The organism is Pseudooceanicola profundi, from assembly GCF_050897955.1.
Classification (GTDB): domain Bacteria; phylum Pseudomonadota; class Alphaproteobacteria; order Rhodobacterales; family Rhodobacteraceae; genus Pseudooceanicola.
Genome location: NZ_JBPAXZ010000001.1, coordinates 3,106,038 through 3,120,032, shown reverse-complemented (window position 1 = coordinate 3,120,032; position 13,995 = coordinate 3,106,038). Strand labels below are relative to the sequence as shown.

12 protein-coding genes are annotated in these 13,995 nt (G+C 65.4%); 8 read left to right on the top strand and 4 right to left on the bottom strand.

What is annotated here, in order from left to right; translation table 11 throughout:
- The first annotated feature begins 47 nt into the window (after window positions 1-47).
- The 8 genes from mmsA to ACRARG_RS15745 are packed head-to-tail and all read left to right on the top strand — an operon-like array spanning window position 48 to window position 9,923.
- Window positions 48-1,580: a multiple monosaccharide ABC transporter ATP-binding protein gene (gene mmsA, locus ACRARG_RS15780; RefSeq protein WP_432690972.1), complete on the top strand. Its 1,533-nt coding sequence runs from the start codon at window positions 48-50 to the stop codon at window positions 1,578-1,580.
- On the top strand, window positions 1,577-2,782 hold the full coding sequence (mmsB, locus tag ACRARG_RS15775; RefSeq protein WP_432690971.1) for a multiple monosaccharide ABC transporter permease: 1,206 nt from the start codon (window positions 1,577-1,579) through the stop codon (window positions 2,780-2,782). Before mmsA ends, mmsB begins: the two co-directional genes overlap by 4 nt.
- A 1-nt stretch (window position 2,783) precedes the next feature.
- Window positions 2,784-3,779, top strand: a complete 996-nt coding sequence (gene araD1, locus ACRARG_RS15770; protein ID WP_432690970.1) for an AraD1 family protein — start codon at window positions 2,784-2,786, stop codon at window positions 3,777-3,779.
- Between the two features lie 9 nt (window positions 3,780-3,788).
- On the top strand, window positions 3,789-5,534 hold the full coding sequence (gene araD, locus ACRARG_RS15765; RefSeq protein WP_432690969.1) for an L-arabinonate dehydratase: 1,746 nt from the start codon (window positions 3,789-3,791) through the stop codon (window positions 5,532-5,534).
- Window positions 5,521-6,474, top strand: coding sequence for a Gfo/Idh/MocA family protein (locus ACRARG_RS15760; protein WP_432690968.1), 954 nt, complete (start codon window positions 5,521-5,523; stop codon window positions 6,472-6,474). Before araD ends, ACRARG_RS15760 begins: the two co-directional genes overlap by 14 nt.
- Before the next feature lie 10 nt (window positions 6,475-6,484).
- Complete coding sequence (locus ACRARG_RS15755) at window positions 6,485-8,008, top strand: aldehyde dehydrogenase (NADP(+)) (protein ID WP_432690967.1); 1,524 nt, start codon at window positions 6,485-6,487, stop codon at window positions 8,006-8,008.
- 53 nt (window positions 8,009-8,061) lie between these two features.
- The gene (locus ACRARG_RS15750) at window positions 8,062-8,946 is read left to right on the top strand and encodes an SMP-30/gluconolactonase/LRE family protein (RefSeq protein ID WP_432690966.1); all 885 of its coding nucleotides are present in this window, start codon (window positions 8,062-8,064) and stop codon (window positions 8,944-8,946) included.
- Window positions 8,943-9,923, top strand: coding sequence for an aldose epimerase family protein (locus tag ACRARG_RS15745; RefSeq protein ID WP_432690965.1), 981 nt, complete (start codon window positions 8,943-8,945; stop codon window positions 9,921-9,923). Before ACRARG_RS15750 ends, ACRARG_RS15745 begins: the two co-directional genes overlap by 4 nt.
- Before the next feature lie 6 nt (window positions 9,924-9,929).
- Here ACRARG_RS15745 and betA read toward each other — a convergent pair whose 3' ends face one another.
- The 4 genes from betA to ACRARG_RS15725 are packed head-to-tail and all read right to left on the bottom strand — an operon-like array spanning window position 9,930 to window position 13,994.
- On the bottom strand, window positions 9,930-11,588 hold the full coding sequence (betA, locus tag ACRARG_RS15740) for a choline dehydrogenase (protein ID WP_432690964.1): 1,659 nt from the start codon (window positions 11,586-11,588) through the stop codon (window positions 9,930-9,932).
- The gene (locus ACRARG_RS15735; protein ID WP_432690963.1) at window positions 11,588-12,226 is read right to left on the bottom strand and encodes a glutathione S-transferase family protein; all 639 of its coding nucleotides are present in this window, start codon (window positions 12,224-12,226) and stop codon (window positions 11,588-11,590) included. The genes betA and ACRARG_RS15735 overlap by 1 nt, the downstream gene beginning before the upstream one ends.
- The gene (gene betB, locus ACRARG_RS15730; RefSeq protein ID WP_432690962.1) at window positions 12,226-13,686 is read right to left on the bottom strand and encodes a betaine-aldehyde dehydrogenase; all 1,461 of its coding nucleotides are present in this window, start codon (window positions 13,684-13,686) and stop codon (window positions 12,226-12,228) included. The genes ACRARG_RS15735 and betB overlap by 1 nt, the downstream gene beginning before the upstream one ends.
- Window positions 13,683-13,994, bottom strand: a complete 312-nt coding sequence (locus tag ACRARG_RS15725; RefSeq protein WP_432690961.1) for a DUF6980 family protein — start codon at window positions 13,992-13,994, stop codon at window positions 13,683-13,685. The genes betB and ACRARG_RS15725 overlap by 4 nt, the downstream gene beginning before the upstream one ends.
- Window position 13,995 lies beyond the last annotated feature (1 nt).

Below are 13,995 nucleotides of genomic sequence, written 5' to 3'. Positions count from 1 at the left end.
GCCCGCCGGGCAATGCTGGCGGGCGTCTTTGGCAAGGAATCCAATCCATGTCCGTCATTCTGGAAATGCGTGGGATCACCAAGGAGTTTCCGGGTGTGAAGGCGCTGGACAAGGTGTCGCTGCAGGTCGAAGAGGGCGAGATTCACGCCCTCGTCGGCGAAAACGGCGCCGGTAAGTCCACCCTCATGAAGGTCCTTTCGGGTGTCTACCCCGCCGGCAGCTATACGGGCGATATCGCCTATGACGGCGAAGTGCGGGAATTCCGGTCGATCCGCGACAGCGAAGACCTCGGGATCATCATCATCCATCAGGAGCTGGCGCTGATCCCGCTGCTGTCGGTCGCGGAAAACATCTTCCTCGGCAATGAACGCGCGAAGAACGGCATCATCGACTGGCAGGAGACCCACAACCGCGCCGGTGAGCTGCTGGAACGTGTGGGCCTGCATGAAAACCCGGAGGTCAAGGTCGATGACCTGGGCCTCGGCAAGCAGCAGCTGGTGGAGATCGCCAAGGCGCTGTCGAAGAACGTGCGCCTGCTGATCCTTGACGAGCCGACCTCCTCGCTGAACGAGGAAGACAGCGCCAAGCTGCTCGATCTGCTGATGGAATTCCGAAAGATGGGGCTCACCTCGATCCTCATTTCGCACAAGCTGAACGAGATCTCCCGCGTGGCCGATACGATCACGGTCATCCGCGACGGGTCCGCCGTGGCTCGGATGGACTGCAAGGACGGCGTCGACGAGGATGAGATCATCCGCAATATGGTCGGCCGGTCGCTGGAAGACCGCTACCCGCCCAAGGGCGTGGTGACCCCCGGCGAGACCGCGCTGGAGGTGAAGAACTGGACCGTGCACCACCCGCTGCATGCAGAGCGCAAGGTGGTCAACGACGTCTCCTTCGTTGCGCGGCGGGGCGAGGTGCTGGGCATCGCGGGCCTGATGGGCGCGGGCCGGACCGAACTGGCGATGAGCCTTTTCGGCGGCAGCTACGGCCGCGATATTTCGGGCGAGGTTCTGGTCAATGGCCAGCCCGTCCAGCTGAAAACCGTTGAACAGGCGATCAATGCGGGCATTGCCTATGCCACCGAGGACCGCAAGACCTATGGCCTCGTGCTGGACGATACGATCCGTCGCAACGTGCCGCTCGCCAATCTTGAGGCGATTGCCAAGAACGGCGTGGTCGATCCGCATAAGGAGGCAGAGGTCGCGACGATGTATCGTGACCGGCTGGCGATCAAATCATCGTCGATCGAACAGCTGACCGTGAACCTCTCGGGCGGCAACCAGCAGAAGGTCGTGCTGTCGAAATGGCTGTTTGCCGATCCTGACATCCTGATCCTCGACGAGCCGACGCGCGGCATCGACGTGGGCGCGAAATTCGAAATCTACAGCGTGATCCGTGACCTGGCGAAACAGGGGAAGGCAATCATCGTCATCTCCTCCGAGCTTCCGGAACTGCTGGGCATCACTGACAGGCTCTACGTCATGAACGAGGGCAAATTCGTCGGAGAGATGCCCACCGCCGAAGCCAGCCAGGAAAAGATCATGGCCACAATCATCAGATCGGGGACGCCGACATGACCGACACCCTCACCTCTCAGACCAGCCGCGACGACAGCCCTTCCATGGGCGGATGGGCCTTTGTCAAAGGGCACCTGCGCGAATACGGCATCCTGATCGCGCTGGTCGTGATCATGGCCTTCTTCCAGGTGGCCACGGGCGGCATCCTGCTGAAGCCCGTCAACCTGACCAACCTGATCCTGCAGAACTCCTACATCGTCATCATGGCGGTCGGGATGTTGCTGGTGATCGTCTCGGGCAATATCGACCTCTCGGTCGGCTCGGTCCTCGGGTTTATCGGCGCCTTGGCCGCCGTGATGATCGTGGAATGGAATATTCCCTATGTGCTGGCCGGGTTCCTCTGCCTGATCGCGGGGGCGATGATCGGGGCGGCGCAGGGCTTCTGGATCGCCTATTTCCGGATCCCGTCCTTTATCGTGACGCTGGCGGGGATGCTTGTGTTCAAGGGCCTGACGCTCTGGCTGCTCGAAGGGCAGTCGGTGGGCCCCTTCCCGCCGACCTTCCGCCTGATCGCCTCGGGCTTCGTTCCGGATTTCTTCGGCTCGGGCAAACCAAATATCTTCTCGCTGGTGGCGGGCGTTGCCGTGGCCGCGGTGCTGCTGTGGCTGGCGGTGCGGACCCGCAACCGTCAGAAGGCCGCAGGTGCGGCGGTGGAACCCGCAGGCTTCTTCATTGGCCGCAATGCCGTGATCTTTGCCGCGCTGGTCTACATGTCCTGGCTGATGGCGGATTTCCGGGGCCTGCCCAATGTCTTCGTGGTGATGGCGCTGCTGATCGCGATCTATTCCTTCCTCACCTCCCGCACGACCTTTGGCCGCCGCATCTATGCGGTTGGCGGGAACGAGAAGGCCGCGATGCTGTCGGGTATCAACTCCAAACGCCTGACCTTCATCACCTTTGCCAATATGGGGATGCTGGCGGCGCTGGCGGGGCTGGTCTTTGCCGCCCGTCTGAACACCGCAACCCCCAAGGCCGGTATCGCGTTTGAGCTGGACGTGATCGCCGCCGTCTTCATCGGCGGGGCGTCGATGTCGGGCGGCGTGGGCACCGTGGTGGGGGCCGTCATCGGCGCCTTCATCATGGGGGTCATGAACAACGGCATGTCGATCCTCGGGATCGGGATCGACTGGCAGCAGGTCATCAAGGGCCTCGTGCTGCTGGCCGCCGTGATCTTCGATGTCATGAACAAACAGAAAGGCTGAGATGATGCTGCTCTCTCAATATGCCCGCGAAGACGGGACCCCGCAGATCGTCGCCCGCGACGGGACGGAGGCCTATGAGGTCAAGACCGGCCTCAGCCTTTACCAGCTGGCACAGGACTGCGTCGATCAGGGACTGCCGCTGCGCGACCGGATTGCGACGCTGGGGATGAACGGGGCGGTCGATCTGGACGCGCTCTATGCCGCCGGGCGCCTGCTGCCCCCGGTCACCCATCCCGACCCGGCGCATCTGCATCTGACCGGTACGGGGCTGACGCATCTCGGCTCTGCCTCCACCCGGGCGGAGATGCACAAGAAGGCCGCCGGCGATGAGACCGACAGCATGAAGATGTTCCGCATGGGCGTCGAGGGCGGCAAGCCCGCCAATGGCACCGCCGGAGTTCAGCCCGAATGGTTCTACAAGGGCAATGGCACGGTTCTGGCGGCGCCCGGCGCGCCCCTCGCCTCCCCCGAATTCGCCGAAGATGGCGGGGAGGAGCCGGAGATCGCGGGCATCTACCTGATCGCATCCGACGGCACGCCGGTCCGGATCGGCTGGGCACTGGCCAATGAGTTTTCCGACCATGTGATGGAACGGCGCAATTACCTCTACCTCGCGCATTCCAAACTGCGCCCCGCCGCCATCGGGCCGGAGCTGCTGGTGGGCGACCTGCCCGAAAGCATCGAGGGCACGTCGCGGATCAGACGCGGCGGCGAAGTGATCTTTGAAAAGCCCTTCCTGTCGGGGGAGGCGAATATGAGCCATTCCTTCGCCAACCTGGAACACCACCATTTCAAATACGACGTCTTCCGCCAGCCCGGCGATCTGCATGTCCACATGTTCGGCACGGCGACCCTGTCCTTTGCGTCTGGTGTGACCACGCAGGATGGCGATGTCTTTGAAATCGAGGCGGCGCCCTTTGGCCTGCCGCTGCGCAACCCCCTGTCCTTCCGTCCGCTTGGCGCGCCAGAGCCGCGCACCGAAGTCCGGGCGCTCTGAGGTAGCATCATGACCTTCACACCGGCCCCCTGGCCTCGCAAGCTCCGCTCTCAGGAATGGTATGGGGGCACGTCGCGCGACAATATCTACCATCGCGGCTGGCTGAAAAATCAGGGCTATCCGCATGACCTGTTCGACGGGCGGCCGGTGATCGGCATCCTGAACACCTGGTCGGAACTGACCCCCTGCAACGGCCACCTGCGGGAGCTGGCAGAGAAGGTGAAGGCGGGTGTGTGGGAGGCCGGGGGCTTTCCGGTCGAAGTGCCTGTCTTCTCCGCCTCCGAAAACACCTTCCGCCCGACGGCGATGATGTACCGCAACCTCGCCGCGATGGCGGTGGAGGAGGTCATGCGCGCCCAGCCCATCGACGGCGCGGTGCTGATGGTGGGCTGCGACAAGACCACGCCGTCGCTGATGATGGGCGCGGCCTCCACCGATATTCCGTCCATCGTGGTGACCGGCGGGCCGATGCTGAACGGCTGGTTCCGGGGCGAACGGGTCGGCTCCGGCACCGCGCTCTGGCAGATGTCCGAGGACATCAAGGCGGGCAAGATGACCCAGCAGGATTTCCTTGAGGCGGAACAGGCGATGAGCCGGTCGTCGGGCACCTGCAACACGATGGGCACGGCCTCGACCATGGCGTCGATGGCCGAGGCGCTTGGCATGGCGCTGTCGGGCAATGCCGCGATCCCCGGCGTCGATGCGCGCCGCAAGGTGATGGCGCAGATGACCGGGCGGCGGATTGTCCAGATGGTGAAGGACGACCTGAAACCCTCTGATATCATGACGAAGGAGGCGTTCGAGAATGCGATCCGCGTGAACGGCGCCATCGGTGGGTCGACCAATGCGGTGGTGCACCTGCTGGCCATGGCGGGCCGGGTCGAGGTTGACCTGACGCTGGACGACTGGGACCGGCTGGGCCGCGACGTGCCGACCATCGTCAACCTCATGCCCTCGGGCAAATACCTGATGGAGGAGTTCTTCTACGCCGGCGGCCTGCCCGTTGTGCTAAAGCGTCTGGGCGAGGCCGGGATGCTGCACAAGGAGGCGCTCACCGTCTCCGGCGGGCCGGTCTGGGACGAGGTGAAGGATGCCGTCAACTGGAACGAGGATGTGATCCTGCCGGTTGAAAAGGCGCTGACCTCTTCGGGCGGCATCGCGGTGCTGCGCGGCAATCTCGCGCCCGGCGGTGCGGTGCTGAAACCCTCCGCCGCCACGCCCGCGCTGATGAAGCACCGGGGCCGGGCCGTGGTGTTCGAGGATATCGACGACTACAAGGCCAGGATCAACGACGACGCGCTGGATATCGACGAGACCTGCGTGATGGTCCTGAAGAACTGCGGGCCCAAAGGTTATCCGGGCATGTCGGAGGTCGGCAATATGGGCCTGCCGCCGAAGGTGCTGAAGAAGGGCATCAAGGACATGGTCCGTATCTCCGACGCGCGGATGTCGGGCACGGCCTATGGCACGGTGGTCCTGCATACCTCGCCGGAGGCCGCAGCGGGCGGGCCACTCGCCATCGTGCAGACCGGCGACATGATCGAATTGGACGTCGAGGCGCGGCGCATCCATTTGGACGTGCCGGAGGCGGAGATCGCCGCACGGCTGGCCAAGTGGCAGCCGCTGGAGACGCCGCCCGCCAATGGCGGCTACACCAAGCTCTATTACGACAGTGTCGAAGGCGCGGATACCGGGGCCGATTTCGGCTTCCTCAAGGGCTGCCGCGGCCGGGAGGTCCCCCGTGACAGCCACTAAGATTGCGCTCGTCGGCATCGGCAAGATCGCCCGCGACCAGCATATCCCTGCCCTCGCCGCCTCCGACGCGTTCGAGCTGGCCGCGACGGTCAGCCGCTCCGGCGGGGTCGACGGGGTCGAGAATTACGAGACGATCGAGGCGCTGCTGGCCGCGCGCCCCGATATCCCCGCGATCAGCTTCTGCACCCCGCCGCAGGTCCGCTATTCCGGCGCCCGCGCGGCGCTGGAGGCGGGCCGCCACGTGATGCTGGAAAAGCCACCGGGGGCCAGCCTGTCGGAAGTGCATGCGCTGGAGGCACTGGCCCAGGCGAAGGGCCTCAGCCTCTTTGCCACATGGCATTCGCGGCATGCGGCCTCTGTCCCTGCGGCCAAGGCCTGGCTGGCCGACAAAACGATCACATCCGTAAAGATCGACTGGAAGGAAGACGTCCGCGTCTGGCATCCCGGACAGGTCTGGATATGGCAGGCCGGGGGCCTTGGCATCTTCGACCCGACGATCAACGCCTTTTCGATCCTGACGGAGATCCTGCCGGTCCCCGTGCATGTCACCAAGGCCGAGCTGCGCTTTCCGACGAATTGCGAGACCCCCATCGCCGGGCTGATCCATATGGACGGGCCGGACGGGCCGCTGGTCACGGCGGATGTCGATTTCCTTTGGGAAGGCGACCCGTTCTGGCGCCAGATCATCGAGACCGACCAGGGCACCCTGACCCTCAACCAGGGCGGTGCGGTGATGGAGATCGACGGCGGCGCGCAGCAGGGCGAAGGCTGGATCGAACCGGGCATTCACGGAGAATATGACGGGCTTTACGCCAAGTTTGCGGGGCTGTTAAACGAGGGTAAGTCAGAGGTCGACCTGCGCCCGATGGTGCTGGTGGCCGATGCTTTCACGCTGGGCCGCAGACTGGATGCGCCCGAATTTATAGACCCCACTCTATAGGAGAGCCGATATGCCCGATGGCACCCCCCTCACCGGCAAACACCTGATCGCCGGCCAATGGGTCGCGAGCGATGCGACCTTTACCTCCGACCCCGTCACAGGCGAGCCTGCCACCTTCTGCTCTGGCGGCGCGGCAGAGATCGACGCGGCGGTGACAGCGGCAGAGGAGGCCTTTGCCACCTATGGCTGGACCAGCCGGGAGACGCGCGCCAAATTCCTGGAGGCCATTGCTGATGAGATCGAGGCGCGTGGCGCCGATCTGACCGCCTATGGCTCGGCGGAGACCGGGCTGCCCGAGGCGCGCCTGAACGGCGAACGGGGCCGGACCACCGGCCAGCTGCGCATGTTCGCCGACCATATCCGCAAGGGCGACTATCTGGATGTGCGCCATGACGCGGCCCTGCCCGACCGGCAGCCCCTGCCCCGCCCCGACCTGAAGCTGGTGCAGCGTCCGCTGGGCCCGGTGGGCGTCTTTGGCGCGTCGAACTTCCCGCTGGCCTTTTCGACGGCGGGCGGCGACACGGCGGCGGCTCTCGCCGCCGGTTGTCCGGTGATCTACAAGGGCCATCCGGGCCATCCGGCGACCGGAGAGATCGTGGCGCAGGCCATCGACGCGGCCATCAAGAAAACCGGCATGCCCGCCGGCACCTTTGGCTTTGTCCAGTCGAACACCAACGAGGCGGGCGAGGCGCTGGTCAAGCATCCGCTGATCCGCGCCGTGGGCTTTACCGGGTCGTTCCGGGGCGGCAAGGCGCTGTTCGATCTGGCCATGTCCCGGCCCGAACCGATCCCCTTCTTCGGCGAGCTTGGCTCGATCAACCCGGTCTTTGTCTTCCCGGAAGCGCTGGCGAAGCGCGGCGCGGCGACGGGCGAAGGCTGGGCCGGGTCGCTGACCATGGGCGTGGGCCAGTTCTGCACCAACCCGGGCGTGGTCGTCCTGCCTGCCGGATCGGATGGCGATGCTTTCCGCGACGCCGCCGTGGCGGTGCTCGACGGCACGGATGCCCAGCCGATGCTGACCGGCGGCACGGCGGAAGGCTATGCCCGAGGCGTCGAGCAGACCGCCAAGGCCGCGCGCCAGATCACCCAGGCCAAGCCCGCGCCGAAACGCTGCGGCGTGCCGGCAGTGTTCGAGGTGACGGCAGAGGACTGGCTTTCCAAACCCGAGCTGGCGCATGAGATGTTCGGCCCCGCCGCGATCCTTGTACGCACCGACAGCCCGGAGGAAATGCTTGCGGTCGCGAAAAGCTTCGAAGGCCAGCTGACCACCACGATCCAGATGGAAGACGGCGATATCCAGGCGGTCCAGCCGCTGATCCCGGTGCTGGAACGCATGGCAGGCCGGATCCTCGCCAATGGCTTCCCGACGGGTGTGGAGGTGGCGGACGCCATGGTGCATGGCGGGCCTTTCCCGGCCTCGACCAATTTCGGCGCGACCTCGGTCGGCAGCCTTGGGATCCGGCGCTTCCTGCGGCCGGTGTCCTACCAGAACCTGCCGGCGGCGCTGCTGCCTGCCGATCTGCAAGAGAGCTGAGCGCAGGACGCAGACGAAAACCGGCCGGGCCTTCTGCAAGGATGGCCCGGCCGATGGCCAACGTCAGCCAATCGAAGGGATGCGCCATGGTGGAAGTGTTCGACGACCGCGCCTGCGACCTGGGCGAAGGGGTCTTTTGGCATCCGGAACGCGGGGAGCTGTTCTGGTTTGACATCCTCGGGAAACGGCTGCTGAGCCGGACTGCGGAGGGTCCTCTGGCATGGGAGATGGACGAACATGCCTCTGCCGCCGGGTGGATCGACCGGGAGACGCTGCTGATCGCGACAGAGACGGGGCTCTACCGGTTCGGGATTGGGACCGGCGCGAAGGAGCTGATCGTGGCTCTGGAGGCCGACACTCCGGCGACGCGGTCGAATGACGGGCGGGCTGATCCGATGGGCGGCTTCTGGATCGGGACGATGGGGAAGAAGGCGGAGCGCGGCGCGGGGGCGATCTACCGGTATTATGGTGGCGCGGTGGAGCGGGTGTTTCCCGAGATATCCATCCCCAATGCGATCTGTTTCGCGCCGGACGGGCGGCGGGCCTATTTCGCGGATACCAGTCGGCCGGAGATCCGGACCGTTGCGCTGGATGCGGAGGGCTGGCCGGACGGGCCGTCGGAGATGTTTATTGATCTGCGTTCGGAAGGGCTGAACCCGGATGGCGCCGTGACGGATGCCGAAGGGGCCGTTTGGAATGCGCAATGGGGGGCTGGCCGGGTGGCGCGCTACCTGCCGGACGGGACGTTTGACCGGGCGGTTGAGGTTGACGGGCGGCACAGCTCCTGCCCCGGGTTCGGCGGTTCCGGATTGGAGACGCTTTATGTGACCACGGCGCTGGAGGGGGTGGCCGATCCACAGCCGGGCGACGGGCTGACCTATGCGGCGGCGGTCGGGATCCAGGGGCGGCCCGAGCCGCGCGTGAAGGTGCCGTCATGAGCGTGGCGGTCTTTGGCACCCTGCCCGACGGGCGCGATGTGGATGTGGTCACGTTGCGCGACGGCGGGATGGAGGCGCGTATCCTGACCTTTGGCGCGACGGTGCAGGACCTGCGGGTCAGCGGCCAGCAAGTCTGTCTGGGCGGGGACCGGCTGGAGGATTACCTGGGCTCCCTGCGATACGCAGGCGCCATGGTCGGGCGCTATGCCAACCGGATCGGCGGGGCGCGGTTCACGCTGGACGGGGTGACCTATCACACCGATCCGAACTTTCGCGACCGGCACACGCTGCACGGCGGAGCGGAGAGCGCGGGCGGGCAGCTCTGGGCATTGGGAGAGGTGACGGATGCTTCGGTGACGCTGAGCCTGACCATGCAGGACGGGCATATGGGCTTTCCGGGGGTTTTGACGGCGGAGGTGACTTACCGGCTCGACAGCGGTGCCTTGGTGGTGGAGGCGGAGGCGGTGGCGGATCGCGCCACGCCCTGCTGTTTCGCCCATCACAGTTATTTCGTGCTGGACGGGTCCGACGATATCACCGGGCACCGTCTGAAGGTCGCCGCGGATCGATATCTGGCCGTCGATGCCGATCTGATCCCCGAAGGCCCGCCTGCCGAGGTCGCGGGCACCGCCTTTGATTTCCGTCAGATGCGGGAGATCGGGACCTCTGGCTATGACCACAATTTCTGCCTGTCAGACGCCCCTGCCCCGCTGCGCCCCGTGGCCTGGCTGGACAGCCCCGCAAGCGGGCTGCGCCTGACGGTGGAGACGACAGAGCCCGGGCTGCAGGTCTATGACGGGGCGCATCTGGGCGGCGCTGCCGGGTATGGCGGCACCACGCTGCACCCCAAGGCCGGGCTGGCGATGGAGGCGCAGGCCTGGCCCGACAGCCCCAACCGCCCCGATTTCCCGCAGGCCATTCTCAGGCCCGGGGAGGTCTGGCGGAGCGAGACGCGCTACCGGTTCGACCCTATGTAACCCCGCTCAGCGCTGGCTGGTCTGCCAGCTGGGGTTGATCCAGGGCTCTGCATTCTCCGGCGGAAGGGGGGTGCGGCCGAGGATGTGATCGGCGGCCTTTTCGCCCACCATGATGGAGGGCGCGTTCAGGTTGCCATTGGTGATCTGCGGAAAGATGGAGCTGTCGGCGAGGCGCAGATTGTCGACGCCGATCACCTTCGTCTCCGGATCGACCACCGCCATCGGATCGTCCCGCCGCCCGATGCGGGCGGTGCCGCAGGGGTGGTAGGCGCTTTCGACATGTTCGCGGATGAACCCGTTCAGCTCATCATCGGTCTGGCAGTCCTTGCCGGGCTGAATCTCGTGCTTGTAATAGGGCGCGAAGGCCTCCTGCGCGAAGATCTCCCGCGTCAGGCGGATACATTTCCGGAAATCGGCCCAGTCCTTTTCATGCGCCATGTAGTTGAAGCGGATGACCGGCGCGTCCTCCGGATCGGCCGAACGGAGGGTGACGGACCCGCGCGACGGGCTGCGCATCGGGCCGGTATGGGCCTGAAAGCCGTGGCCTTCGGGCGTGGCTTGCCCGTCGTAGCGGACGGCAATGGGCAGGAAATGGTACTGGATATCGGGGTAATCCACGCCGGGGGCAGACCGGATGAAGGCCGCGCTTTCGAACTGGTTCGACGCGCCCGGCCCGGTGCGGGTGAAAAGCCAGCGCGCGCCCACATAGGCTTTGCCCAGCAGGTTCCAGTATTTGTAGAGCGTGACGGGCTGGGAGGCGGCGGCCTGGATATAGAGCTCCAGGTGGTCCTGCAGGTTCTGCCCGACGCCGGGACGATCCGCGACGACGGGAATGCCATGTTCGGCCAGATGCGCGGCAGGGCCCACGCCCGAGAGCATCAGGAGCTTGGGGGAGTTCAGGGACGAGGCGGCGATGATCACCTCCCGTTCGGCCCGGATGACCTCCACCTTGCCGCCGCGGGAGACCTCCACGCCGGTGGCGCGGCCCTCTTCGATGACAATACGGCGAGCGAAGGCGCGGATCAGCTCGCAATTGGGGTGTTTCAGCGCGGGGCGCAGGTAGGCATTGGCGGCGGACCAGCGCTGGCCCTTCCAGACGGTCATGTCGAAGGGGCCGAAGCCTTCCTGCTGTTGCCCGTTGTAATCGCCAGTGACGGGGTAGCCCGCCTGGCGTCCGGCCTCCACAAAGGCCCTCGTCAGCGGGTTCTCACGCTTGCCCCGTGTGACATGCAGCGGGCCATCGGTGCCACGCCATGCGGCATCGCCGCCATGGCCGCCGTCATGCCAGTTTTCGGCCCGTTTGTAATAGGGCAGCACATCGGCATAGCCCCAGCCATCCGCGCCCTGATCGCGCCAGTGGTCGAAATCGCGCGCATGGCCGCGCACGTAGATCATGCCGTTGATCGAGGATGACCCGCCGATCACCTTGCCGCGCGGGGTGACAAGGACGCGGCCGCCCAGATGCGGCTCCGGCTCCGTCTTCAGACCCCAGTCGTAGCGCTTCATGTTCATGGGATAGGACAGCGCGCCGGGCATCTGGATGAAGGGGCCCGCATCGGTGCCGCCATGTTCGATGACCAGCACGCGTTTGCCCGCCTCGGCCAGCCGGTAGGCCATGGCACAGCCGGCGCTGCCCGCGCCGATGATGACGAATTCGGCCTGCATCAGTCCGGTGCTCTCAGGGATTCGTAATCGACCATGGCATTCTCGCGATAGGCCGCGCGGGTCTGCAGACGATCGAAATAGTCTTTGAGAACAGGCAGGTCGGGCCGGTCAAATTCCATCGTGTGGTAGCGGTGCAGGATATGGCCGCAGGCGATATCGGCGAAGGAGAAGTGATCCCCCCCGACCCATTCCATTGCGGACAGCCGGTCGTTCAGCATGGTGGCCAGCGGCGCCACGGCCGCGCCGGCCTCTGCGATGGCGGCCGGGTCCTGTTTCGACCGGGCGGTCCGGACTGAGAGCAGGAAGACCTTCAGGACCGCCGCCGAAAAGGTGTTCTTGCCCCATTCCGCCCAAGTGTCCATCGGACCGCGCATCACCGGATCGGCGGGCCAGAAATTCCCATCGCCATAGCGCGCGCCGAGGTAGCGCAGGATCGCCGCGCTCTCGAACATGCGGACTGGGCCATCCTCCATCACCGGGACCAGACCCATGGGGTTCTTGGCTAGGTATTCCTCTGTCCGGGTATTGGCATGGACCCCGCCGTAGTCGAGGCGTTCATGATCGAGCCCCAGCTCGTTCACCGCCCACATGACAAGCTGCACGTTGGACGAGGTATTGCGACCGTAGATTGTAAGCATCAGTAGGGGGCCTCCACATCGCCCATGCGGACATAGACGGATTTCAACTGGCTGTAGTGTTCGATGGCGGCCCTGGCATTCTCGCGGCCCACGCCGGAGGCCTTGACGCCGCCGAAGGGCGCCTCCACCGGGGCGTCATTGTACGAATTGATGAAGCAGCTGCCGGCCTGAAGTTTGCCGATGACACGGTGCGCGCGGGCCAGATCGCGGGTAAACACCCCGGCGGAGAGGCCGTATTCCGTGGTATTGGCACGGCTGATGACCTCTTCTTCATCCTCGAAATCGAGCACGGACATGACGGGACCGAAGATCTCTTCCCGGGCGATGGTCATTGTGTCTGTGACATCGGCAAAGACGGTGGGTTCAAGGTAGAAACCGGTATTGCCGATGCGTTTGCCGCCCGTGACAAGGCGCGCGCCTTCGTCGATGCCCTTGGCGATATAGCCCTCCACGATCTCCAGCTGGCGTTCGCTGACCATGGGGCCAAAACTCGTCACCTCGTCCATCGGATCGCCGATGATGGCCGTGCCAAGCCGGGCGGAGAGGCGGTCGAGGAACCGGTCCTTTATCTTCTGGTGCACGAAGACGCGGGTGCCGTTGGAGCAGACCTGGCCGGAGGAATAGAAATTGCCCAGGATCGCGCCACCCACGGCATTTTCGATATCGGCGTCGTCGAAGATGATGAGGGGGGATTTGCCGCCCAGCTCCATCGTGACGTGCTTCATCTGCGCGGCGGCGGCGGCATAGACCTTTTTGCCCGTCGCGGCGGAGCCCGTGAGGGAGACCTTGGCGACGCGGGGATCGGTGATCAGCTGCGCGCCGGTCTCACCCATGCCCTGCACCACGTTGAAGACGCCCGGCGGCGCGCCGGCCTCCGTCAGGATTTCTGCCACCTTGAGGGCGGAAAGCGGTGTGGTTTCAGAGGGTTTGAAGACCATCGTATTGCCGCAGGCCAGCGCGGGCGCGCCTTTCCAGCAGGCGATCTGGGTGGGATAGTTCCAGGCACCGATGCCAACGCAGACGCCCAGCGCCTCGCGGATCGTATAAACCCAGTCCTGCCCCAGCGGGATGTGATCCCCGGTCAGCGTCCCTGCCAGACCACCGAAATATTCCAGCGCATCGGCGGCAGAGGTCGCATCGGCCACCAGCGTCTCCTGCAGGGGTTTGCCGGTGTCCCATGTCTCTAGCACCGAGAGGTCGCGGTTGCGCGCGCGCATGATCTGGGCGGCGCGGGTCAGGATACGGCCCCGGTCCCGGCCCGTCATAGCCGCCCATTCGGGCTGGGCGGCGGCGGCGGCAGCGAGCGCTTGATCGACAATGGCGGGCGTGCCCGCGTGCACGGTCGCGATGGTCGCGCCGGTGGCGGGGTAGATCACCGGGATCAGCGTGCCCTTGGTGTCTTCGACATACTGGCCGCCGATATAGTGGCTGGCCACAGGTTGCGGATCGATCTGGCTCATAGCCCGTCCTCCTTCCACCATGCATCGGTTTTGTACTTGTCGGGGATACGCGCGGCGTCTTCTGCCGGGTCCAGCCCCATTGCCTCAATCCGGTCGAACCAGAGGTCGCTCAGATCGCGTTTCCGGTCGCCGCACCAGGGGCAGAAGGCGATGGAGGTCGACCAGGGCGAACCGAAACGGGCGTAAAGCGCATAGCTGTCGAAGCGCGGCTGATAAAGCACCAGCGCATCCTCGCACTCCCTCGGGTCCTCATGTTCGGCACAGTCCGGATCGATGACGCGTGCCATGGTTTCGCAGCAATGGGCCATA